At 67.3% G+C, this 22,867-nt stretch carries 17 protein-coding genes; 3 read left to right on the top strand and 14 right to left on the bottom strand.

Going from position 1 to position 22,867, the window contains the following annotated elements:
- Positions 1 to 402 precede the first annotated feature (402 nt).
- Genes AC1DGE_RS15160 through AC1DGE_RS15150 form a run of 3 tightly spaced genes read right to left on the bottom strand, consistent with a single transcriptional unit; the run spans position 403 to position 7,959 of the window.
- Positions 403 to 4,083, bottom strand: coding sequence for a 1,4-alpha-glucan branching enzyme (locus AC1DGE_RS15160; RefSeq protein ID WP_476917719.1), 3,681 nt, complete (start codon positions 4,081 to 4,083; stop codon positions 403 to 405).
- Between the two features lies 1 nt (position 4,084).
- On the bottom strand, positions 4,085 to 5,881 hold the full coding sequence (treS, locus tag AC1DGE_RS15155; RefSeq protein WP_441419054.1) for a maltose alpha-D-glucosyltransferase: 1,797 nt from the start codon (positions 5,879 to 5,881) through the stop codon (positions 4,085 to 4,087).
- Entirely contained in the window at positions 5,878 to 7,959 is a 2,082-nt protein-coding gene (locus AC1DGE_RS15150; RefSeq protein ID WP_476917718.1) for an alpha-1,4-glucan--maltose-1-phosphate maltosyltransferase, read from the bottom strand. The genes treS and AC1DGE_RS15150 overlap by 4 nt, the downstream gene beginning before the upstream one ends.
- A gap of 140 nt (positions 7,960 to 8,099) precedes the next feature.
- Here AC1DGE_RS15150 and glgP point away from each other — a divergent pair, with 140 nt between their 5' ends.
- Positions 8,100 to 10,718, top strand: coding sequence for an alpha-glucan family phosphorylase (glgP, locus tag AC1DGE_RS15145; protein ID WP_476917717.1), 2,619 nt, complete (start codon positions 8,100 to 8,102; stop codon positions 10,716 to 10,718).
- Positions 10,719 to 10,797: 79 nt separating this feature from the next.
- Here glgP and AC1DGE_RS15140 read toward each other — a convergent pair whose 3' ends face one another.
- The 3 genes from AC1DGE_RS15140 to glgX are packed head-to-tail and all read right to left on the bottom strand — an operon-like array spanning position 10,798 to position 13,789.
- A complete protein-coding gene (locus AC1DGE_RS15140) occupies positions 10,798 to 11,154 on the bottom strand; it encodes a barstar family protein (RefSeq protein ID WP_441419051.1) in 357 nt (118 codons plus the stop codon).
- Between the two features lie 7 nt (positions 11,155 to 11,161).
- The gene (locus tag AC1DGE_RS15135; protein ID WP_476917716.1) at positions 11,162 to 11,656 is read right to left on the bottom strand and encodes a guanyl-specific ribonuclease; all 495 of its coding nucleotides are present in this window, start codon (positions 11,654 to 11,656) and stop codon (positions 11,162 to 11,164) included.
- An 18-nt stretch (positions 11,657 to 11,674) separates the two neighbouring features.
- Positions 11,675 to 13,789, bottom strand: coding sequence for a glycogen debranching protein GlgX (glgX, locus tag AC1DGE_RS15130; protein WP_476909053.1), 2,115 nt, complete (start codon positions 13,787 to 13,789; stop codon positions 11,675 to 11,677).
- 113 nt (positions 13,790 to 13,902) lie between these two features.
- Between glgX and AC1DGE_RS15125 the strand changes: the two genes are divergently transcribed.
- Positions 13,903 to 14,709, top strand: coding sequence for a carbon-nitrogen hydrolase family protein (locus AC1DGE_RS15125; RefSeq protein WP_476909052.1), 807 nt, complete (start codon positions 13,903 to 13,905; stop codon positions 14,707 to 14,709).
- Between the two features lie 66 nt (positions 14,710 to 14,775).
- Here AC1DGE_RS15125 and rlmB read toward each other — a convergent pair whose 3' ends face one another.
- The 6 genes from rlmB to AC1DGE_RS15095 all read right to left on the bottom strand — a co-directional run bounded on the left by rlmB (position 14,776) and on the right by AC1DGE_RS15095 (position 19,804).
- Positions 14,776 to 15,762 carry a 23S rRNA (guanosine(2251)-2'-O)-methyltransferase RlmB gene (gene rlmB / locus AC1DGE_RS15120; protein WP_441419047.1) on the bottom strand — a complete coding sequence of 329 codons (987 nt, stop codon included), beginning with the start codon at positions 15,760 to 15,762 and terminating at the stop codon, positions 14,776 to 14,778.
- A gap of 124 nt (positions 15,763 to 15,886) precedes the next feature.
- Positions 15,887 to 17,356, bottom strand: a complete 1,470-nt coding sequence (cysS, locus tag AC1DGE_RS15115; protein WP_441419046.1) for a cysteine--tRNA ligase — start codon at positions 17,354 to 17,356, stop codon at positions 15,887 to 15,889.
- A 40-nt stretch (positions 17,357 to 17,396) separates the two neighbouring features.
- Positions 17,397 to 17,750, bottom strand: coding sequence for a hypothetical protein (locus AC1DGE_RS15110; protein ID WP_476917715.1), 354 nt, complete (start codon positions 17,748 to 17,750; stop codon positions 17,397 to 17,399).
- Between the two features lie 75 nt (positions 17,751 to 17,825).
- Complete coding sequence (gene ispF, locus AC1DGE_RS15105; protein ID WP_476909051.1) at positions 17,826 to 18,341, bottom strand: 2-C-methyl-D-erythritol 2,4-cyclodiphosphate synthase; 516 nt, start codon at positions 18,339 to 18,341, stop codon at positions 17,826 to 17,828.
- A gap of 2 nt (positions 18,342 to 18,343) precedes the next feature.
- On the bottom strand, positions 18,344 to 19,162 hold the full coding sequence (ispD, locus tag AC1DGE_RS15100) for a 2-C-methyl-D-erythritol 4-phosphate cytidylyltransferase (RefSeq protein WP_476909050.1): 819 nt from the start codon (positions 19,160 to 19,162) through the stop codon (positions 18,344 to 18,346).
- Positions 19,163 to 19,321: 159 nt separating this feature from the next.
- Entirely contained in the window at positions 19,322 to 19,804 is a 483-nt protein-coding gene (locus AC1DGE_RS15095; protein WP_026266570.1) for a CarD family transcriptional regulator, read from the bottom strand.
- Positions 19,805 to 20,176: 372 nt separating this feature from the next.
- On the opposite strand from AC1DGE_RS15095, the gene AC1DGE_RS15090 reads away from it, so the two are divergent.
- Entirely contained in the window at positions 20,177 to 20,758 is a 582-nt protein-coding gene (locus AC1DGE_RS15090) for a hypothetical protein (RefSeq protein WP_476917724.1), read from the top strand.
- A 103-nt stretch (positions 20,759 to 20,861) separates the two neighbouring features.
- On the opposite strand, the gene AC1DGE_RS15085 is transcribed toward AC1DGE_RS15090, so the two are convergent.
- Together AC1DGE_RS15085 and AC1DGE_RS15080 are read right to left on the bottom strand one after the other, a co-directional pair.
- Entirely contained in the window at positions 20,862 to 21,542 is a 681-nt protein-coding gene (locus AC1DGE_RS15085; protein WP_175324033.1) for a response regulator transcription factor, read from the bottom strand.
- Positions 21,539 to 22,753: a sensor histidine kinase gene (locus tag AC1DGE_RS15080; RefSeq protein ID WP_476909061.1), complete on the bottom strand. Its 1,215-nt coding sequence runs from the start codon at positions 22,751 to 22,753 to the stop codon at positions 21,539 to 21,541. Before AC1DGE_RS15080 ends, AC1DGE_RS15085 begins: the two co-directional genes overlap by 4 nt.
- Positions 22,754 to 22,867: the final 114 nt, after the last annotated feature.

Genomic DNA, 22,867 nt, shown 5'->3' with positions numbered 1-22,867 from the left:
TGGCAGGCCCGGCACAATCAACCAATTCAATACAAAATTGGTATCAACAAACTTGGCACACTATTGAGTTCTCAAACAACAGACACACCCGGCACCACCCAAACCCAACGGTCCAGGATCGCTCCGGAGCAACTTTTCAAACTTACCCGCGTGCTTGACCCTAGTCAAATCAGCGGTCCGACTCAGTCTTGCCATAGGCTTCTTGGTCTTCTTAGCGGATCAACTCCGGGGAGCAGCGCGGAAATAAACTCTACCACCACTTGAGCCGGGTGACAAAGCGGCCCCGGCGGTCTCTCCTGCGGCCCCGGATCGGCGGACGGCGCAGGACACGGAAAAGCCCGGAATCCCAAGGATTCCGGGCCCTCCGATCGAGATGGCCGTCACAGCCATGCCGTCGCGTGGCTAGCTGATCGCCTTGAAGTAGGCGGCGCCCAGCGGAGGCAACGTCACGGTGAGCGTGGCGGGCTGGCCGTCGGTGCCGCCGTCGGCCGCTGTCAGGGTGCCCTCGTTCAGGACACCCGAGCCGCCGTAGGCAGCGGCGTCGGTGTTCAGGACTTCCTGCCACTGCCCCACGGCCGGGACGCCCAAGCGGAAGTCCTGGTGCGGGGAGCCGGAGAAGTTGAAGGCGCACACCAGCTCGTTGCCGGCGGCGTCCCGGCGGATAAAGGTCAGCACGTTCCGGTCCGCGTCCCCGCCGTTGATCCACTGGAAGCCGTCGGGGTCGTTGTCGCGTTCGTACAAGGCCGGAGTGGAGCTGTACAGCTCGTTCAGGTCCTTGGTCAGGAGCTGCACGCCGCGGTGCGCGGGGATGTCGGCCAGCCACCAGTCCAGGCCGTACTGTTCTGACCATTCCGCTTCCTGGCCGAACTCGGTGCCCATGAACATTAGCTGCTTGCCCGGGTGGGCCCACTGGTAGCCCAGGAAGGCCCGCAGGTTCGCGAGCTGCTGCCAGCGGTCGCCGGGCATCTTGCGCAGCATCGAGCCCTTGCCGTGCACAACCTCGTCGTGGCTGATCGGCAGCAGGAAATTTTCCGTGTAGGCGTAAACCAGGGAGAACGTGATGGTGCCGTGGTGCCACTTCCGGTTGAACGGGTCCTCGGCCATGTACTTGAGCGAGTCGTGCATCCAGCCCATGTTCCACTTGATGCCGAAGCCCAGGCCACCCTGGCTGGTGGGGGCGGTGACACCCGGGAATGCCGTGGATTCCTCGGCGATCATGACCGCACCGGGGTGCGTCTTGTAGACCGTTGCGTTGACCTCCTGCAGGAAGGAGATCGCCTCGAGGTTCTCGCGGCCGCCAAAGCGGTTCGGCTGCCACTGGCCCTCCTCACGGGAGTAATCCAGGTAGAGCATCGAGGCCACGGCGTCGACGCGGAGGCCGTCGATGTGGAACTCGTCCAGCCAGTAGAGGGCGTTGGCGACCAGGAAGTTGCGGACTTCGCTGCGGCCGAAGTCGAAGATCAGCGTGCCCCAGTCCGGGTGTTCGCCCAGGTTCGGATCGGAGTGCTCGTACAGCGGCCCACCATCGAATTGGGCCAGCGCCCAGGCATCCTTGGGGAAGTGCGCCGGCACCCAGTCCAACAGCACGCCGATCCCGGCCTGGTGCAGTTCGTCCACGAGGTGCCGGAACTCGTCCGGGTGCCCGAAGCGCGAGGTGGGTGCGAAGTAGGACGTGACCTGGTAGCCCCACGATCCGCCGAAGGGGTGTTCCGCGACGGGCATGAACTCCACGTGGGTGAAGCCGAGCCACTTCACGTACTCCACGAGTTCCTTGGCCAGCTGGCGGTAGTCGAGCCCGACCCGCCAGGACCCAAGGTGGACCTCGTAGACGCTCATCGCGGCATTGTGTGGATCCTGGGCCGCGCGGGCCTTCATCCATTCCTCGTCCTTGAAGGCGTAGGAGGGCTCGACGACGCGGGACGCCGTCAGCGGAGGAACCTCCGTGCCGAAGGCAAGCGGATCGGCCTTCTCCACCCAGTGCCCGTGCTTGGTCTTGATCTCGAATTTGTAGCACGCCCCTGCTATAACGCCGGGGATGAACAGTTCCCACACCCCGGAGGAGCCGAGGGAGCGCATGGAGAATTCCCGGCCGTCCCAGCCGTTGAAGTCGCCCTTGACCCGCACGGCCTGGGCGTTCGGGGCCCACACCGCGAAGGACACGCCGTCGACGTCGCCCAGGACGGACTTGTAGTGCTGGACGTGTGCGCCCAGCACATCCCAGAGGCGCTCGTGGCGGCCTTCGCCGATCAGGTGCAGGTCGATCTCCCCCACCGTCGGCAGGTAGCGGTAAGGCTCGTCCGCCTGCTGCGGTGCCTGGCCTTCATAAGTGACCTCAAGCCGGTAGTCCGGAACGTGCCCTTCGTCCAGCGGGTCCAGCACGGCCACCCACACGCCGCCGGATTCGTGCGACATCGGGAAACTGCCGGCCGCGGTGACCACGGAGACGGCTTCCGCAAGGTGCTTCACGGTGCGGATGGTGACGTGGCCGTAGTCGTCGAGGTGCGCGCCAAGGACCGAATGCGGCGCGTGGTGCTCGCCGGCGGCGACGCGCGCAAGGGTCTCCGCGTCCACGGGAAGCGGGACTCCGGGTCGATCGGTACGTGCTGAACCTGTCATTTTGTTACCTTCCGCTGCGGCTTCGGCGGGAACGCCGGGGCCTGTACTGCCGAGGAGACGACGGGATGCATTCACCGGGATGGCGAGCCAGTCCGGCCTGTTCCGTAGTTCGTAAACAACTTCGTAGAGAGCCTTGTCCAGCCACAACGCCACGAACAGGGGCGAGTCGCGGTCGATCGTGCCGGGGGTGACTTCCGCATAGCCGGCCAGGAAGGCCTCGGCGCAGTCGTCCACCCAGGCCGCGGGGACGACGGCGTCGTCGTACTCGCGGACGGCGGCGCCGGCGGCGTAGTCGAAGGACCGCAGCATGCCGACCACGTCGCGGAGCGGCACGTCCGGGAAGTTGCGTTCGGAGATCGGGCGCAGCGGCTCCCCTTCGAAGTCCAGGATCGCCCAGCGGGCCGGTTTCCCGGGTCCGCCGGGGACCTGCAGGATCTGGCCGAGATGCAGGTCGCCGTGGATCCGCTGCAGCCGGCCGGCACTGCTGCCTTCGAGCCGCGTAAGGAGCGCCTCAAGTTCATCGTCGAAGGGCCCGACGGCGGCGCCGGCTTCCGCCCACGACTGCCGGACCCGCTGGGCGACGCCGGGCGCGATGTCCCCGCCCGGCACGGACTCCGCTGCGGTGCCGAGCGCCTCGGCGAGCCGACGGTGCACGGTGGCCGTGGCGACGCCCAGGGCGCGGGCTTCGGCGGTGAAGTCGGTGCCGGTGCTGGCCGCGTCCACGGCCAGGCGCCAGGCGTCCAGGCCGCCGGCCAGGAAGTCGTGCGCGACGGCGAGCTCGCCGCGGGCGGTCGAGGCACCCCCGGGGACGGTCCATTCGCCGGTGACCCAGCCGAGGGTGGCCGGGACCTCAACGGTGCGGCCGGCGGTCAGGGCCGCGCCGATCTCGACTTCGGGATTCTGCCCCTCGGACAGCACCCGGAAGAATTTGAGGATCGCCGCGGAGGCACCGTCGTCCACTATGACCGAACTGTTGGACTGCTCGCCGGAGAGCACCCGGACCTTGCCAGTGGCGAACGGCAGCCGGTAATCGGATTCCACCAGGTGCCCGGCGGCCGTACCGTCGCTTGTGGCGGCGCGTTCGCGCATGAGTTCAAGCCAGGCCGCGATAAACGCCGGGTCGTGCACGCCGTCGTAGATCCAGCCGTGTGCCGCGTCCGTGCCGTCCGCGGGAATCTCCCCGAGCAGGGCGGCTCCCGCGCCCGCCAGCGGCAGGGCGCGGGAGCTGAGCGGCACCTGCACGACGTCGGTGCGGTTGCCGTCCGCCGTCGGGTACGTCACCGCGAGCAGCAGAACTTCAAGCTCCGCGCCGATCTCCGGCGTCGCGGCCGCCGGGCCGGCGCCGAGGCGCACACGGCCCGCCGGCTCGAAGCTGAAGTGCGCGCTCTTGACGGGGAACCAGCGCTGGCGCGGCAGCCAGCTGCGGAGCAGGGCGTCCAGCGCGGGGGAAAGGGTGGGTCGGGTCATTTCAGCCTTCGATGGACAGGATAGGCATCGCCTGGGTGTGGGGCGAGGCCGGGTTGGATGCGGCCGAACGGATCCGCAGCCAGAAGAAGTCGTGGCTGCCCAGGGTGAGGGTCAGCGTGCCGTCGTCGGAAATGGCGGGGAACGCCTGACCGCCGAAAACGTCGCGGAGCCCGCGGCCGGCATACTGCGGCACCCTCAGCGTGGTGGCCACCGGGTGCTGGGACAGGTTGAACGCGCACAGGATGGTCTCTGCCTCCTCGCCGGCGGCGTTGCCCGCCGGTAGGTCGCGCAGGTAGGAAAGGACGACGTCGTGGTCCGCCTCGACGTGCTGGAACGAGCCGAGCCCGAAGGCAGGGTGGTTCCTGCGGACGCTGAGGATCTGACGGGTCCAGCGCAGCAGCGAGCCGGAGTGGGCGGCCTCGGCTTCAACGTTGGCCATGCTGTAGTTGTAGACCAGCGACTGGATCACCGGGAGGTAGAGCTTGCCCGGGTCGGCGTTGGAGAACCCGGCGTTGCGGTCCGGGTTCCATTGCATCGGGGTGCGGACCGCGTCGCGGTCCTCGAGCCAGATGTTGTCGCCCATGCCGATTTCGTCTCCGTAGTACAGGAACGGGCTTCCCGGCAGCGAGAGCAGCAACGCGTTGATCAGTTCGATCTCGGAGCGGGAGTTGTCCAGCAGCGGGGCCAGCCGGCGGCGGATGCCGATGTTGGCGCGCATGCGGGGGTCCGGCGCGTACCAGCCGAGCATCGCGGCGCGCTCGTCGGCCGTGACCATTTCCAGAGTGAGCTCGTCATGGTTGCGAAGGAAGGTGCCCCATTGGGCGCCCTCCGGTATGTCCGGGGTGTCCTTCATCGTCTCGATGATGGGCGCGGCCTTCTGGTCCCGCAACGCGTAGTACAGCCGCGGCATGATCGGGAAGTGGAAGGCCATGTGGCATTCCGGTTCCTCTTCGGTGCCGAAGTATTCCACCACTTCGGCCGGTGGCTGGTTGGCTTCGGCGATGATCACACGGCCGGGGTAGCTTTCGTCGACCATCCGGCGCAGCTGGCGCAGGAACTCGTGGGTGGCCGGCAGGTTCTCGCAGTTGGTGCCCTCCTCCTCGAAGAGGTAGGGAATGGCGTCGGCGCGGAAGCCGTCAATACCTTGGTCCAGCCAGAACCGCACGACGTCGAACAGGGCATCGATCACCTTGGGGTTCTCGAAGTTCAGGTCCGGCTGGTGGGAGAAGAATCGGTGCCAGAAGAACTGGCGGCGGATCGGATCGAAGGTCCAGTTGGATTCCTCGGTATCCACGAAGATGATGCGGGCGTCCTGGTATTTCTCGTCCGTGTCGCTCCACACGTAGAAATCTCCGAACGGGCCGTCCGGGTCCTTGCGCGACTCCTGGAACCAGGGGTGCTGGTCCGAGGTGTGGTTCAGCGGCAGGTCGATGATGACCCGGACGCCGCGGGCGTGGGCCTCCGCGACGAGCCGCTTGAAGTCGCTGATGGTGCCGAATTCGTCCAGCACCGAATTGTAGTCCGAGATGTCGTAGCCGCCGTCGCGCAGCGGAGACTGGAAGAAGGGCGGCAGCCAGAGGCAGTCGACGCCGAGCCACTGCAGGTAGTCCAGCTTCTCGATCAGGCCGTGGAAGTCGCCGGAGCCGTCGCCGTTGCCGTCGGCGAAACCACGCACCAGGACCTCGTAAAAGACCGCCTTCCGGTACCAGTGGGGGTCGTGCTGGAGTCCGGGAGCGTTCAGTTCGAAAGTCCCCTTCGGGGTGAAGTGCTGGTTGGGGTTGCTCGGGCTGAAACTCACGGGCGCTGCCTCCGGATGCTCAGGATGTGGGCTGGTTCGACATGTGCGTCAAGGCGTACGTAGTTGTACTCCCCCCATTCCCAGCTTTCGCCGGTCAGCAGGTCATCGACGACGAAGCGGCCGTTGTGCGTCAGGTCCTCAGGGTCCAGCTCCAGCGCCGCCACGTCCAGCGTCACCGTGCTCTCCCGGATGCCATGCGGATCCACGTTGACCACGACGATCAAGGTGTCCTTGCTGCCGTCCGGGAGGGTCTTGTGCTTTGAGTAGACCACGGTGGCGTTGTCCGTGCTCTGGTGCACCGTGAGGTTCTGCAGGTCGCCGAGGGCCGGGTGGGTGTGCCGGATCTCGTTGAGCCGGGTGAGGTACGGGGCCAGGGTGCGGCCGGACTCCGCCGCGGCGTCCCAGTCGCGGGCCTTGTACTCGAACTTCTCGTTGTCGATGTACTCCTCCGCGCCCGGCCGGGCGACGTGCTCGTACAGTTCGTAGCCGGCATAGACGCCCCAGATGGGGCTGGCGGTGGCGGCAAGCGTGGCACGGATCTTGAACGCCGCCGGTCCGCCGAACTGCAGGTACTCGGTGAGGATGTCCGGGGTGTTGACGAAGAAGTTCGGACGGAAGTAGGCCGGGGATTCGTGGCTGACCTCCTGGAAGTACTCCTCCAGCTCCTCCTTGGTGTTGCGCCAGGTGAAGTAGGTGTACGACTGCTGGAACCCGGCCCGTCCCAGCGCGTGCATCATCGCCGGCCGGGTGAAGGCCTCGGCCAGGAAGACGACCTCGGGGTTCTTCTTGTTGACCTTGGCGATCAGCCATTCCCAGAACCACACCGGCTTGGTGTGCGGGTTGTCCACGCGGAAGATCTTGACGCCGTGGCTGATCCAGAGCTGGACGATCCGCAGGATCTCGTTGGACAGGCCTGCCGGGTCGTTGTCAAAGTTCAGCGGGAAGATGTCCTGGTACTTCTTCGGCGGGTTTTCGGCGTAGGCGATGCTGCCGTCCACGCGGGTGGTGAACCATTCGGGATGGCTCTGCACCCAGGGGTGGTCCGGGGCGGCCTGCAGCGCGAGGTCCAACGCCACCTCCAGCCCCAGTTCGCCGGCGCGCGCCACGAAGGCGTCGAAGTCCTCAAAGGTGCCCAGGTCCGGGTGGATGGCGTCATGGCCGCCTTCCTTGGCACCGATCGCCCACGGGGAGCCGGGGTCGTGCGGGCCGGCCAGCAGGGTGTTGTTCGGGCCCTTACGGTGCTGGGTACCGATCGGGTGGATCGGCGGCATGTAGATGATGTCGAAACCCATCGCGGCGACGGCGTCGAGCCGCTTCGCGGCGGTGCGGAACGTCCCGGAGGTCCACTCGCCGGTTTCGTGGTTGCGGACGGCGCCCTCCGAGCGGGGGAAGAACTCGTACCAGGCGCCTCGGCCGGCGAGCTCGCGCTCCACCAGCAGCGGATACGGCTCGGAGACGGTCACCAGTTCCCGGATCGGCTGGCGCGCAACCACATCGGCGACGTCGGCGCTGAAGCCGGCGGCGAGGCGCTCCTCCGGGGTCTTCGAACCATCGGACAGGCCGACGACGGCGATCCGCAGGGTCCGCCGGTCGGCGGAGGGACGGGTGGCGTCCTCGGAGGCCTCGGTCAGCAGGGCGGCGCCCTCGGCCAGCATCAGCTCGACGTCGATGCCCGCTTCGATCTTGACTTCGGCGTTGTGGTGCCAGGTGCCGTAGCGGTCGTGCCAGGCCTCGATGACGAACGACCACTTGCCGGTGCCGGACGGGGTGAGCAGGCCTTCCCAGCGGTCGGTGCCCTTGCCCCGGTCCCCGCGCGGCGGGGCCAGACGGACGCGCTGCCGCTCCTTACCCCGCGGGTCCAGGAGCACGGCGCTGACGCCGAGCATGTCATGGCCCTCACGGAAGGCAGTGGCGCCGACCACGATGCTCTCGCCGACTACCGCCTTGGCGGGGAACTTTCCGTCTTCGACCGCGGGCTGCACGGCGGTGATTGGAAACCTGCCGAATTTGAGGCCCTCCGTGATCAGGGCCTTCGGCTTTTGCTTGGACACGGCACTGGTTCGCGAGTTAGTCGTCACAGCCTCGACGTTATCTACAAATCGCACAGAATGCTAAGGCTGCTCAGTTTTTTGGGTGAATCCCGAGGTCAATCCGACATTTACCGGAAAGAAACCCAAAGCTGTTCCGGGGCTCTGCGTTGTCCGTTAGTGTTTCGCTGGTGAAGGCTATCCGCAGATTTACCGTCCGAACTGTTCTTCCCGAATCGATCCGGCCCCTGGCGCGGCTCGCCACCAACCTGCGCTGGTCGTGGCACCTGCCGACCCGGGAGCTCTTCGAGCAGCTAAACCCGGCCATCTGGGCCGAGAGCGCCCACGATCCGGTGACCTTCCTGGGCCTCGTCAGCAGGGAAGAGCTGCAGCGCCTCGCCGCGGACCAGGACGTGGTGCGCCGTGTCCACGCGGCCGCCGAGGATCTGGACCGCTACCTGGAGCAGCCCCGCTGGTACCAGAGCCTGGGCGAGGACGCGCCCCGCTGCATCGCGTACTTCTCGCCCGAGTTCGGCATCACCGAGGTGCTGCCGCAGTATTCCGGCGGACTCGGCATTCTGGCCGGCGACCACCTGAAGGCGGCCTCGGACCTTGGCGTACCCCTGATCGGTGTCGGCCTGCTCTACCAGGCCGGCTACTTCAAGCAGTCCCTGTCCCGCGACGCCTGGCAGCAGGAGACCTACCCCGTCCTCGACCCGGACGGACTGCCGCTGACCCTGCTCCGTGAGCCGGCCCCGGACGGTAACGGCCGGCCCATCCAGATCTCCCTGCCGCTCCCCCACGGCCGGCGCCTACTGGCGCACGTGTGGCGTGCCGACGTCGGACGCGTCCCGCTATTGCTGCTGGATTCCAACGTGGCGGGCAACGACGACGCGGCGCGCGGCGTCACCGACCGCCTTTACGGCGGCGGCGGCGACCACCGGCTGCAACAGGAACTCCTGCTGGGGATGGGCGGGGTCAAGGCGCTGCGGGCCTACCAGCGGCTGACCGGCGCCCCCGCGCCGGAGGTGTTCCACACGAACGAAGGCCACGCCGGCTTCCTGGGAGTCGAACGCATCCAGGAACTGATGTCCGGGGAGCACCCGCTCAGCTGGGAAGAAGCCCTGACCGCGGGCCGCGCCTCCACCGTGTTCACCACGCACACCCCGGTCCCGGCCGGAATCGACCGCTTCGAGACCTCGCAGATCGAGCACTTCTTCACCGCGGGCTTGGCCCCCGATGTGCCGATCGCAAAGATCCTGGACCTGGGCCGCGAGGACTTTGCCGACGGCAACCCGTTCGTCTTCAACATGGCCGTGATGGGGCTGCGGCTGGCCCAGCGCGCCAACGGCGTCGCGAAGCTGCACGGCGTCGTCTCCCGCGGCATGTTCTCCGCGCTCTGGCCCGGGTTCGACCATGCCGAGGTGCCCATCACGTCGGTCACCAACGGCGTGCACGTGCCCACCTGGGTGGATCCCCGCGTATCCCAGCTGGCCCGTGAACAGTTCGGCGCCGACGCCGAGACGGAGGGCCGCTGGGACCTGGCCTACAACGTTAGCGACGAAGCCCTCTGGGCGCTGCGGCGCGAAATGCGGGTCTCGCTGGTCGAAGACGTCCGCCGCCGGCTCCGGGCCGCCTGGAAGAAGCGCGGCGCCGCCGACGCCGAGCTGTCCTGGACGGATTCGGTGCTGGACCCGGACATCCTCACTATCGGCTTCGCCCGCCGCGTGCCGACCTACAAACGCCTCACCCTGATGCTGCGCGATCCGGACCGGCTCAAGGCCCTGCTGCTGCATAAGACCCACCCGATCCAGCTGGTTATTGCGGGCAAGTCGCACCCGGCGGACGATGCCGGCAAGAAGATGATCCAGGATCTGGTTCGTTTCACCGACGACCCCGCGGTCCGGCACCGGATCGCGTTCCTGCCCAACTACGACATCGCCATGGCCAGGACCCTCTTCCCCGGCTGCGATGTGTGGCTGAACAACCCGCTCCGCCCACTCGAGGCATGCGGCACCTCGGGGATGAAGGCCGCCCTGAACGGCTCGCTCAACCTCTCCGTGCTGGATGGCTGGTGGGATGAAATGTACGACGGCGAGAACGGCTGGGCGATCCCGACGGCGAACAACGACGCGTCCCCGGAGGAACGCGACGACATTGAAGCCTCGGCCCTGTACGAGCTCCTCGAAAGCCAGGTGGCGCCGAAGTTCTACGGGCTCACCGTCTCCGACGAGGCGGGCGCCGCCGGCCCCTCCCAGTCCGTGGCGCAGAAGGTGCCCACGCACTGGGTCTCGATGATCAAGCACACCATGTCCCACCTCGGTCCGGCCGTGTCCGCGGACCGGATGCTGCAGGACTACGTCAACGTCCTCTACCGGCCGGCCGCGGTGGCCGGGCGGAAGGCGTCGGCGGACAACTTTGCCGCAGCGAAGGAGCTCGCCGCCTGGTCCTCGCAGCTCCGCGCCGCCTGGCCCCAGATCCAGGTTGAGCATGTGGACTCGGTGGGCGTCTCCGAGGACCCGCAGATCGGCGACGACCTGCAGGTGAACGCCTACGTGGCACTCCACAACCTGCGGCCGGAGGATGTGGCGGTGGAGGTGGCCTTCGGCCGGGCCGAGGACAGCGATGAGCTGACCGATGTCACCGTGGCGGAGCTGCAGTCCGTGGAAGACCTGGGCAAGGGCCGGTACCTGTTCAGCGGGACCCTGGTGATCGACCGGTCCGGATCCTTCGGTTACACCGTCCGGGTGCTGCCCAAGCACGAGGGGCTGGCGTCCAAGGCCGAGCTGGGCCTGATCGTGAACGCATAGCCGGTTAGCGGATTTGCTCGGTTGTTCTCGCGCTTTCGGATCAGCTCGCCTTCTAGGGCGCTGAGGGGTCTTGCGGGGGTTAGAGGCAGACGGCGATGACGGTCAGGTCCTTGCCCGCGTAGCGTTCGGCGTCTTGCAGGATTTCGCAGATGACGCCGAAGGTGCGGTCGCCGCGGAAGGCGGCCGGGACCTGCCAGATCAGGGTGACCGGCCGCTGCCCGTCGTCGCTGACAGCGTCGGCGAAGTCGTGCAGCGAGTCGTTGAGGGCGTCAAGGTTCACGCCGTAGTGCTCGGGGAAGTCCAGCGCCTCACCGAAGGTCCGCAGCACCGCCTTCTTGGAGTCCGCGGCGGGGATCACGAGCGCCCGGCGGCCGGCGTCGTGGACTTGCGCCTGCAATTCCTCGAGGGTCCAAGTGTCGGCGGAGAAAATCTTCATGGTTTCCCTACTTGCCTTCGGCAATAAATTTGAACGTTTCGTAATGGTCGGCGGTGTAGTATTTTTCGCCGGCCGCACCCGCCACGATCCGGCGCGCGCCCCGGTCCGACTCCCCGGGAGTCCGCACGGTGAATTCCCGGTAATACCCGGAGGCTTTCCGCGGGAGAATCCTTTCGAAGTTCCCGAACGGGACATTGTCGCGAGAATACGGGTAGGGACCGCCCCTGGCGATCAGGGCAAGGGTCTGCCGCGCCTCGGCCGGAAGTTCCGACGCCTTGATCTCCGGCAGCCGGGAGGGATTGGCGACGCCGGCCGCCGGGGCCCTGCCCGGCGTCGGGGTTTGGGAGACGGTCGCCTTGGGGGCGGGGCCGCTCCGGCCGGCGTCCGGCGGGGCTGTGCCGGTCTGCGGAAGGCCGGCCAGCACGAAGGCCAGCACCACAAGTCCCAGCAGAACGGCGAGCAGGGCGGTGAGCCGCCGGACGTTCATTCGTGTTTCCCCCATGCCTGGCGTGTGGACACCCTAGACGCGGTAGATATTGATGGTGTTGGCCTGGACCACGTCCCGCTCGCCGGAGGAGATCCGAACGCCCTGGCGGCGGTCGTGGAGTTCCGAGGTGGTCAGCCGGAGTTCATAGAGCCGGTGGCCGCCGCCGTCGTCCGCGGGGATGACGGGAAGGGTGACCTTGACGTCCTGGGCGCTGCCGTTGACCACCACGAGGCCGTCCACGCGGCCGTCGTCGGACCCCAGCAGGAGCTGGACGACCCGGTGGCCGGGATCCTGCCAGCGGTCGCCGGACATCGGTTCGCCGTGGACATCGAACCAGTGGAAATAGGACTGCTGGTCCCGTGCCGGGTAGTCGTGCGGCTGGCCGGCGAGGAACTCCTTGCGCAGCCGGATCACGCGTTTGGTGCTGCGCAGCATCGCGTGCGATTCCGGGGTGCTGGTCCAGTCGATCCAGGTGATGGGGTTGTCCTGGCAGTAGGCGTTGTTGTTTCCCTGCTGGCTGCGGCCGATCTCGTCGCCGGCGGTGATCATGGGCACGCCCTGGGAAATCATCAGCGAGGCCATCAGGTTACGGCTGGTCTGGGCACGCCGCGCGAGGACTTCCTCGTCCTCGGTGCGCCCCTCGAAGCCGTGGTTGTAGCTGCGGTTGTCGCCGTGGCCGTCGCGGTTCTGCTCGCCGTTCGCCTCGTTGTGCTTGCGGTCGTAGGAGACCAGATCGGCCAGGGTGAAGCCGTCATGCGCGGTGATGAGGTTGACCGAGGCCAGCCGGCTGCGGCCCGAGGCCGCGAACAGGCCCGCGGAACCGGACAGCGCATCGGCGAGCCGCGCCACCGAGCCGCCCTGCCCGCCGGCGTCGATCGCGGCGCGGTCCGCCAGCCAGAAGGTGCGGACGGCGTCGCGGAAATGGTCGTTCCAGTCCACCCAGCCCGCGGGGAACCGGCCTGTCTGCCAGCCGCCGTAACCGACGTCCCAGGGTTCGGCGATGAGCTTCGTTTCAGACAGCACCGGATCCGCGGCGATCGCGACCAGGAACGGGTGGCGCGGATCGAACTCGTTGTTGGCGTTGCGGCACAGCGTGACGGCGAGGTCGAACCGGAAGCCGTCGATGTGGAACTCGTTCACCCAGTACCGCAGGGAATCCAGAACCAGCTGCACCACCCGGGGCTCGCCAAAGTTCAGGGTGTTGCCGCAGCCGGTGGTGTCCACGTATTTGCCGTGGCCGTCGTGACGGTAGTACTCCAGCTCGCCCAGACCGCGGAAACTCAACGTCGGCCCGTCCGGGCCGCCTTCCGCAGTGTGGTTGTAGACGACGTCGAGGATCACCTCGAGACCGGCGGCGTGCAGCAGTTTGACCATGCCCTTGAACTCGTCCTGCACCGCGTGGGGCCCGGCGTCCTGGGCCGCCTGGGTGGCGTAGCCGGGATGCGGCGCGAAGAACGCGGCCGTGTTGTAGCCCCAGTAGTTGGGCAGTCCAAGGTTCTGCAGGTGCGGCTCGTCGATGTGGAAGTGGACGGGCAGGAGCTGCACGGCCGTGACGCCCAGCGAGATCAGGTGCTCGACCATGGCCGGGTGCGCCATTCCCGCGTACGTGCCCTGGAGGTTCTCCGGGATGTCCGGGTGCAGCATGGTCTGGCCGCGGACGTGGGCCTCGTAGATGATCGTGTTGCGCCAGGGGGTGCGCGGCCCGTGGTCCATGCCCCAGTCGAAGTCGCCGGCCATCCGGACGCTGGTGATGAAGTCTTCGCGTTCGTCTACGCCGCGGCCGTACGGGTCCAGCAGCAGCGGCTGCGCGCCGTCGGCGTCGAAGTCCAACGTCGGCACGGAGAGCGGCAGGGCCTCCGGCTCCGGCGAGGCGCGCAGGCCGTAGCGCGAACCGGCCGGCAGTCCCTCGACGATGCCGTGGTGGACGCCGTCCGTGATGTTGGGCAGGGTCTTCAGCTGCCAGCTGCCCCCCGGGGCCTGGTAGGCGATGTCCAGGTTAGCCACCCCCGGCGCGTAGACGGCCACATTGGCGAAGGCACCCCGAGGGTCGTCCGTCGCCGCGGAACCCGTGCGCGGGACGCTGACACCGAGCGGAAACGGCCACGAGGCGTCTACGGTGGTAGCTGGATCTACATAGGACTTGACCATCGCTTAAAGCTTAGCTGGGGATAACAAATGACCCTGGTTTTCGCCGCGGGACGTCAAAGACCGTTCACAAAGCGACCCGCATACTGGGAGTAGGCGCCGAACTGGAGGTAATTGTGCGAATAGCACTGGCTCAAATCATCACCGGCCGCGAAACGGAACGGAACCTGGACCTCGTGCGGGACTACGCCCGCCGGGCCAAGGACGGCGGGGCGGAACTGGTGGTCTTTCCCGAAGCGACGATGCGCGCCTTCGGCAACTCCCTGCTGGACATCGCCGAACCCCTGGACGGGCCGTGGGCCGCAGAGGTCCGCGGCATCGCGGCCGAGCTCGGCATCGTAATCGTGGCCGGCATGTTCACCCCCGGATCGTCTACCGCCGGCACCCGCAAGGTCCGCAACACACTCCTGGTCACCGGCCCGGGCGTAGACGCCAGCTACGACAAGATCCACCTTTACGACGCCTTCGGCTTCGCCGAGTCGGACACTGTGGACGGCGGCACCCAACCCGTCACCTTCGACGCCGGCGGCATCACCTTTGGCCTGGCCACCTGCTACGACGTGCGGTTCCCGGACCTGTTCACGGAGAACGCGGAGCGCGGGGCGCAGGTCAACATTGTTTGCGCCTCCTGGGGTGCCGGGCCGGGCAAGGTCGAGCAGTGGAAGCTGTTGTCCCGGGCCCGGGCCGCGGACTCAACGACGTTCGTCCTGGCGTGCGGCCAGGGCGACCCGGCCAGCGTTGGCACCGAGCCCGCCGGGTCCGCCCCCACCGGCGTCGGGCACTCCGCCGTCGTCTCGCCCTTCGGGGAGGTCCTCCAGGAGCTCGACGGCGCCCCCGGCATGCTCTTCGCCGACCTGGACCCCGCCGTCGTCGAGGACGCCCGCGCCAAGCTCCCGGTCCTCGCCAACCGCCACAAGTTCTAGCAACGCGGGGTCACTTCTGGCCCATCCGGGGCACCCCGATGGGCCAGAAGTGACCCCGCGTTTTACTTACTTGGCGGCGCGCTGGCGGGAGATCTCGTAGAGCGAGATGCCGACGGCCATCGAGGCGTTGAGCGATTCCATGGCGGAGTCGATCGGGATGGAGACGATCTGGTCGCAGTTTTCGCGGACCAGGCGGCTCAAGCCCTTGCCTTCGGACCCGACGACGATGCAGACCGGCTCGGTGGCCAGGGCAAGGTCCGGCAGCGAGACGTCGCCGTCGCCGTCCAGGCCCAGCACGTAGATGCCCATGTTCTTGAAGGCCTTGAGCGTGCTGTTCAGGTTGGCGGCGCGGGCCACCGGGACGCGGACGGCGGCGCCGGCGCTGGTCTTCCAGGCCGAGGCGGTGACGCCGACGGAGCGGCGTTCCGGCACAATGACGCCGTGGCCGCTGAAGGCCGAGACCGAGCGGATGATCGCGCCCAGGTTGCGGGGGTCGGTGATGCCGTCGAGGGCGACGAAAAGCGGCGCGTTGGCGACGTGGCCCTTCTTCCAGCTCTCAAGGGTCTCTTCGGCCAGCTCGTAGGCGTCCTGGTATTCGTACGGCGGGATCTGCAGCACGAGGCCCTGGTGGATGGCGTCGTCCGTCATCCGGTCCAGTTCGGGCTTGCCGGTCTCCAGCAGCGGAATGCCGCGTTCGGCCGCGAGCTTGAGCGATTCCTTGACGCGGTCATCCATTTCGATCCGGATGGCGACGTGCAGGGCCTTGGCGGGGATGCCGGCGCGGAGGGCTTCGACGACGGAGTTGCGTCCGGTTACGACTTCCTCGGTGGCGCGTCCCTTCGGGCCCGAGCGGGCGCCGGGGTTGCGGGTGCCCGTGCCGCGCTTGGCTGCGGAGCGTTCCGCGAGCTGCTTGCTCTTGTGGGCCTTGTGGTAGGGACGGTCCTCCGCCTTGGGAGTGGGGCCCTTGCCCTCGAGGGCTTTACGGCCGTGACCGCCGGTCCCGACGGTGGGGCCCTTCTTCATTTTGACCGAGCGGCGACCGTTGTTGGCCATGAGTTTCACCCTTTTAACTACGCGATTCGTTGATAAGTCTGAACTCCAGTCTACTGACTCGCGTTAAATCCTCGACCGGGGGCTCCTCCGGCGGCCCGCTTCGACCCGCCGGGCGGGGACGGGTTCAGCCGCGCTTGAGGCTCCAGCTGGCGCCGTCCGCGCCGTCCTCGACGACGACGCCGGCCGCCGCGAGGGTGTCCCGGATGGCGTCCGAGGCGGCCCAGTCCTTGCCGGCGCGGGCCTGGGCGCGGGCCGCGAGCTGGGCCTCGACCAGGACCCCGAGGGCAGTGTTGGCCTGCTCGTCGACTGCCGGGGCTGCCGTGTCGTTGAGACCAAGGACACGCGTCATGTCCGTGACACTGGCCAGTGCCTGCCGGGCGTCGTCCAGCTCGCCGGCGGTGAGCGCAGTGTTGCCAGCCCGGACGGTGTCGTGCAGGACGGCGAGGGCCTGCGGGACGTTGAGGTCATCATCCATCGCCGCGGCAAAGGCGTCCGGGACGACACCGTAGCTGAAGGAGCCGAAACTGGCCGGGGCCCCGCCGTCGGCGCCGCCAAGGGTCCGGACGGCGCGGCTGATGAAGCCGTCGATCCGCTCCATCGCGGCGGCGGCCTCGCTCAATGAGGTGGGCTGGTAGTCCAGCACCGAGCGGTACTGCGCCTGGCCGAGGTAGTACCGGACCACCCGCGGCGACGCGAGTTCCAGCATGTCGGCCGGGCTGACCGTGTTGCCGATGGACTTGGACATCTTTTCGCCGGCGTAGGTGACCATGCCGTTGTGCATCCAGAAGTTCGCGAAGCCGTGGCCCGCGGCCTGGGACTGGGCCATCTCGTTTTCGTGGTGCGGGAAGCGCAGGTCCAGCCCGCCGCCGTGGATGTCGAACTCGGTGCCGAGGTACTTGGTGACCATTGCGGAGCACTCCAGATGCCAGCCCGGCCGTCCGGCGCCCCACGGCGAAGCCCAGGCCGCCGTCGCCGGCTCGCCTTCCTTGTGGCCCTTCCAGAGCGCGAAGTCGCGCGGATCCCGCTTCCCCCGGGGGTCGGCGTCGGGAGCTCCCTGCATGTCATCGAGCTTCTGCCGGGTCAATGACCCGTACTTTGCCCAGGAGCGCACATCGAAATACACGTCGCCGGAATCGTCGAGCGCCGGGTAGGCGTGTCCGCGGTCGATCAGCTGCTGGATCAGGGCGTGCATCTCGGGGATGTGGCCGGTGGCGCGCGGCTCGTAGGTGGGACGGGAGACGCCCAGGGTGTCGTAGGCCTTGAGGAATTCCTGCTCGTACCGGTAGGCCAAGGCCCACCATTCCTCCTCGCGGACAGCGCCCGGCTCGCCCTCGAATTCAGGGGCAAACGATTCGGCCGACTTCGCCAGGATCTTGTCGTCAATGTCGGTAACGTTGCGGACCACCGTGACCCGGAACCCGCGGTACTGCAGCCAGCGGGTGAGCTGGTCAAAGGCGATCGCGGAACGGATGTGCCCAACGTGCGGCATGCCCTGCACCGTGGCACCGCAGTAGTACAGGCTCACATTGCCGGGAACCAGGGGGACGAAGTCGCGGACTTCGGCGGAAGCAGTGTCGTAAAAGCGCAGGGTCACCGCTCCAGATTAGCCGATGCCCGGGAACCGGCCCGGCGGGCTACTTGCAGTGCACGCCGATCTGGTCCATCTGTTGCCGCAGCTGCGTCAGCTGCTCGGAGGTCTGCCTGCCGGTGGGGCTGGCTCCAACCTGCTTCATGATGTCGGCCATCTTCTGGATCGGTCCGGAGACTTCCGGGGCCACCTTGTCCGCGACCTCCTGGTAGTGCTGGCCGATCTGGGTGGCCTTTTCCTTGTCGCTCCCCTTGGGCACGAAGGTGTCGGTGGTGAGGAACTTGCAGCTTTCCTCAACGCTCATCCGGGGCGTGGTGGTAGCGGGCGGCGTCGCGGCGCCGGCGCACCCGGACAGCAGCGTTCCGGCTAGAAGGGCGACGACGGGAAGCAGCTTTTTCACGGGAGGTCTCCTGAGAGGTGCGGAGGGGTTGTCCCTTAAGCGTAGGCCCGATTGCCCCGCCCGGCCCGGCCGTCCTCAGACGGCCGGGTAGACCAGGGCAGTGGCTGTGGCGGCGATCCCTTCGCCGCGGCCGGTGAAGCCAAGGCCGTCGCTGGTAGTGGCCGACACACTCACAGGCGCGCCGGCGGCCTCACTGAGGACTCGCTGGGATTCCTCCCGCCGGGGACCGAACTTGGGCTTGTTCGCCACGAACTGCACGGCAATGTTGCCGATCTCAAAGCCGCCGGCGCGGACGATCCGGGCCGCCTCGGCCAGCAACGTCACGCCGGAGGCGCCAGCGTATTCGGGCCGGTCAGTACCGAAGTGCGTGCCGAGGTCCCCGATCCCGCAGGCGGAGAACAGCGCGTCCGCGGCGGCATGGGCCACGGGGTCTCCGTCGGAATGGCCGGCCAGGCCCCGTTCGCCCTCCCAGAGCAGGCCGCCGAGCCAGAGCGGCTGTGGCGCGTCCTCGGGGGCGTAGGCGTGGACGTCGATGCCGATCCCGGTCCGCGGGATCGGCACTCCGGGCTGCTGCGGCCGGTTCCCGTCCATCCTTAGCCCTCCACCCAGCGCGCGCCCAGGGGACCTTCGAGGAGGCCCTCGGCGAGGATCAGGTCCAGCGGCGTGGTGATCTTCAGCGACTGGCTGGCGCCCCGCACGGCGTACACGGGGACGCCGAGCAGTTCCACCAGCATCGCATCGTCCGTGACGGCAGCGGCTTGGGCCGCGTCGAATCCAGCGGCTGCTTCGTGAGCGCCCAGCAGGGTGGCCAGGTCGAAGCCCTGCGGCGTCTGGACAGCGCGCAGCATTTCCCGGGGGGCGGTGCCGGTGACCACTTCAGGGGCGACGTCGGTTTCGTCGCCGAAGGTTGGGTCCACCGTCTTGATGGTGTCGACGACCGGGATCACGGGGATGACGGCGACGGCGCCGGCGGTGAGGGCGGCGGCCACGCGGTGGAAGACGGCTTCCGGGGTGAGCGCCCGGGCGGCATCGTGGACGAGGACGGACTGCGTGCCCGGCGAGAGCGCGGACAGTGCGGCGCGCACGGACTCGGCGCGGCTGGCCCCGCCGTCGACAATGGTCACGTCGGGGAGCTGCACGGCTGCTCCAGGCGCGGCGGTGCGGCGGTGTTCGGCATGCAGTTCCGCGCTGAAGGTTTCGCACTGGGCCCGCAGTTCAGTGTCCCCCGGCGGGATCGCGACGCAGATCTGCCGGGCGATGCCGGCCGCGGCGACGCCCCGCAGGGCGTGCATGAGGATGCTGTCACCGCCCAGCGGCACCTTGGCCTTCGGCATGCCGTAGCCCAGGCGCTGGCCGGATCCGGCGGCGACGAGGATGACCGCTGTGACGTGAGCTGTCGATGCAGTGTTCATGCGGACAAGACTACGTCCCGGCGCCGCGCCCCAAGCCCAACTAGCTGGCAGTTGTTGTCGTTTTCAGGGCCCAAAAGGACAACAACTGCGAGTCAGTTGGGCCGGTTTGGGCAAAAAGAAGCCCCGGCGGCCGTAACGCCACCGGGGTTCGATTCTTAGTTAGGAAGCCAGGACTTCATCGAGAACGCTTGCGGCCTTCTCTTCATCAGTCTTCTCAGCCAGTGCCAGTTCTGAGATCAGAATCTGGCGGGCCTTGGCCAGCATGCGCTTCTCCCCTGCGGAGAGACCCCGGTCGTGGTCACGGCGCCACAGGTCGCGGACGACCTCTGCCACCTTGATGACGTCACCGGAAGCAAGCTTCTCCAGGTTTGCCTTGTAACGACGCGACCAGTTGGTGGGCTCTTCAGTGAACTCGGCCCGCAGCACGTCGAATACGTGCTCCAAGCCTTCCTTGCCCACTACGTCCCGGACCCCAACAAGGTCAACGTTTTCTGCTGGAACTTCAATGGTCAGATCACCCTGAGCCACCTTGAGCTTGAGATACATCTTCTCTTCGCCCTTGACAGTGCGCATCTTGATTTCTTCAATTTTGGCTGCACCGTGGTGAGGGTAAACTACTGTCTCGCCGACCTCAAAAACCATGTGGACATTCCCCTTTCCCGCAGACCAGTTTATCACGATTAAGGCATACAACTGCCATGGATCGTGCCCCGAAACCGCGCAAATCCGCGGAAAATGGCCCGAATCGGCTCCATAAAACCCTTGACGGATGCGGATAATAGTGCATTGGGCACCCGCTGCCAAGAGCCTCACGGTTCGACGCCGGACGGCCCCTGGGCGGGGCGGCAGCCGGTTCCACAGCCGGACCGGCAGCCGGACCGGCAGCCGGTCCCGCTCCCCTGCGGGCGCCTTTGTGTACTCCCCCGAATCCGCGTTTGCGCTCCATTGCGGATAGGCTATGGCTGAATAATGTTTCAAGACTCTCAAGGAGTGCGTGACGTGCGTTTCACTGCGATGACCCTGGGCCGGCGCGGCAAGCTGGCAATGGCAACGGCTGCACTTGGCATTGGCCTGCTGTCGGTGACCGGCTGCGGCTATATCAATGCCCAGCAGACCACTGAGCAGTACTCGGCGTCGGACGGGACCCGGACCGACCTCGGACCGCTCCAGCTCCGCAACATGATGATCATCTCCGACGGCGAGGACAAGCCGGGCCGCGTCATCGGTGCCGTGTACAACACCTCCGCCAATGATGTGAAGCTGACCATCAACGGTGCCGGCGGATCGCAGACCCAGGTTCCGGTCAAGAAGAACTCCTACGTCCTGCTCAACGATTCCGCCGACCCGGCGATCCTGAGCACCTCCGGAGGCAAGCCCGGCTCCCTGGTCGAGGTCACGATCCGCGAAGACGGCACCAACTTGGACGCCAAGTTCAAGATGCCCGTCCTGGACGCCACGATCACGGACTACAAGAAGTACCTGCCCACCGCCGAGCCCACCAGCTCCAGCACCGCCTCGGGTACGGCCACGCCGTCGCCGTCGTCGGCTCCGTCGGAAACCCCCACGGAGACTCCGTCGGCCACTCCGACTCCGTAGCACTCCAGTACGCAAAAGGAGGGGCACCCGCACCGGGTGCCCCTCCTTTTGCGTTCCTGTGGCTTGCGTTCCGCAGCCCTGAGGGCGCCCGGGCGCCTGGCGCCTAGGGTTCGAACTTGTAGCCCAGCCCGCGGACCGTGATCAGGTACCGCGGGGCCGAGGGGTCCGGTTCGATCTTGCTGCGCAACCGCTTGATGTGCACGTCCAGGGTCTTGGTGTCGCCGACATAGTCAGAGCCCCAGACCCGGTCGATGAGCTGTCCGCGGGTGAGAACCCGGCCGGAGTTGCGCAGCAGCATCTCGAGCAGCTCGAATTCCTTGAGCGGCAGTGACACCTGTTCGCCATTCACGCTGACCACGTGCCGCTCGATGTCCATCCGCACCGGCCCGGCTTGGACGGTGCTGGAGACCAGTTCCTCGGGCTCGCCGTGGCGGCGCAGCACGGCCCGGACCCGGGCCACCAGCTCCCGGGAAGAATAGGGCTTCGTGACGTAGTCGTCGGCACCCAGTTCAAGGCCCACCACTTTGTCGATCTCAGCGTCTTTGGCTGTCAGCATGATCACCGGCACGGAGGATCGTTGGCGCAGCTGGCGGCAAACCTCGGTCCCGGACTGGCCGGGCAGCTGCAGGTCCAAGAGGACCAGGTCGGCGCCGTTGCGGTCGAACTCAGTGATGGCGTCGAGTCCGTTGTCCACGACCTCCACCTCGAATCCTTCCTTGCCCAGCAGGTAGGAGAGGGGGTCGCTGAACGATTCCTCGTCCTCGACAATAAGAATCCGGCTCAAGCGCTAGCTCCTTGTTCATGGACGCCGGCGGCGTCGCGTCGGTCGTGTCGTGCATTTGCCGCGGATCGGCGGGGATCCGCGGCGGGGTCGTCCTGTCCCTCCATCTCCGGGAGGCGGATGGTGAAGGTGGAACCCTGCCCGGGCTGGGACCAGAGCGTCACCTCCCCGCCGTGGTTGGCCATCACATGCTTGACGATGCTCAGGCCAAGGCCGGTGCCGCCGGTGTGGCGGGAGCGGGCGGAGTCCACGCGGTAGAAGCGTTCAAAGACGCGTTCCTGGTCCTCGGGGCTGAGTCCCTCGCCCTGGTCGGTCACGGAGACGGCTACCAGGCCGTCCCGGGCGCGCACGCCGACGCCCACCCGGGTGTTCTCCGGCGAGTATCGGATCGCGTTGTCGATCAGGTTGCGCAGCGCGGTCACGAGCAGGTCCTGGTCGCCGTAGACCATCGCGTCGGTCCGGCCGCCGACCACGATCTCGATGTTCTTGCTTTCGGCGGGAAGCTGGGACCGGTCCACGGCCTCGGCGACCACCTTGTTGATGTCCACGGGGTGGGCCTGCTGGGCCACGTTCGCCCCCTGCAGCCGGGAAAGTTCGATGATGTCCTGCACGAGGGCGGCCAGCCGGGTGGATTCCTTGTGCATGCGCTTGGCAAACCGGCGGACGGCTTCCTCGTCATCGGGCGAGGCTTCCAACGCTTCGGCCAGCAGCGAGATGGCGCCGACGGGGGTCTTCAGCTCGTGCGAGACGTTGGCGACGAAGTCGTTGCGGATCTCTTCGGTGCGGGTGATCTCGGTGCGGTCGTCCGCGAGCAGCAGGATATATTCCTCGCCGAGCATGGCTGCGCGGACCTGCACCACTATGGTTCCCTGGCCCAGCGGGCCGCGCGGCAGCTCCAGCTGTTTCTCGAGGATCACACCGTCGCGCCGGACCTTGCCGGTCATTTCGAGCAGCTGCTGGTGCACCACGGTATGCCCCCGCACCAGGCCGTAGGCGTAGGCGGCCGGGCTGGCGCGCACAACACCGTCGATCGCGTCCACCACCACGAAGGCGCGCCCCACGACGGCCAGCACCTCGGCGGCGCCCTCCGGGAGCGAGGGATCGCCGGTCTCGACGTCGCTGATTTTGCGCTGCTGCTCACTGATCCGGAAGGCGAGCACGCCAAATATACCGAGCGACAGGCCGACCAGGCCCGCGATCACACCGATGAGCATTGGATCCACGGCTCCAGCTTATGCGCTGCGGCCCGCCGGAAATCGAAAACTTGTGCGATTGCGGCGCTGGTTCAGCTAACGTTCACCTATTGAGGCGTAACAGTTCACCGGAGG

It is taken from the genome of Arthrobacter sp. 05N425, from assembly GCF_056397125.1.
The sequence above is the reverse complement of the archived record's forward strand: the minus strand, read 5'-3'. Positions and strand labels throughout refer to the sequence as shown.

What these genes read in the sequence shown, in the direction of transcription:
- AC1DGE_RS15160 (WP_476917719.1), bottom strand. Translation starts at nt 4,083, where the DNA reads ATGACCCGACCCACCCTTTCCCCCGCGCTGGACGCCCTGCTCCGCAGC.
- AC1DGE_RS15140 (WP_441419051.1), bottom strand. Translation starts at nt 11,154, where the DNA reads ATGAAGATTTTCTCCGCCGACACTTGGACCCTCGAGGAATTGCAGGCG.
- AC1DGE_RS15135 (WP_476917716.1), bottom strand. Translation starts at nt 11,656, where the DNA reads ATGGGGGAAACACGAATGAACGTCCGGCGGCTCACCGCCCTGCTCGCC.
- glgX (WP_476909053.1), bottom strand. Translation starts at nt 13,789, where the DNA reads ATGGTCAAGTCCTATGTAGATCCAGCTACCACCGTAGACGCCTCGTGG.
- rlmB (WP_441419047.1), bottom strand. Translation starts at nt 15,762, where the DNA reads ATGGCCAACAACGGTCGCCGCTCGGTCAAAATGAAGAAGGGCCCCACC.
- ispF (WP_476909051.1), bottom strand. Translation starts at nt 18,341, where the DNA reads ATGGACGGGAACCGGCCGCAGCAGCCCGGAGTGCCGATCCCGCGGACC.
- ispD (WP_476909050.1), bottom strand. Translation starts at nt 19,162, where the DNA reads ATGAACACTGCATCGACAGCTCACGTCACAGCGGTCATCCTCGTCGCC.
- AC1DGE_RS15095 (WP_026266570.1), bottom strand. Translation starts at nt 19,804, where the DNA reads ATGGTTTTTGAGGTCGGCGAGACAGTAGTTTACCCTCACCACGGTGCA.
- AC1DGE_RS15090 (WP_476917724.1), top strand. Translation starts at nt 20,177, where the DNA reads ATGACCCTGGGCCGGCGCGGCAAGCTGGCAATGGCAACGGCTGCACTT.
- AC1DGE_RS15080 (WP_476909061.1), bottom strand. Translation starts at nt 22,753, where the DNA reads ATGCTCATCGGTGTGATCGCGGGCCTGGTCGGCCTGTCGCTCGGTATA.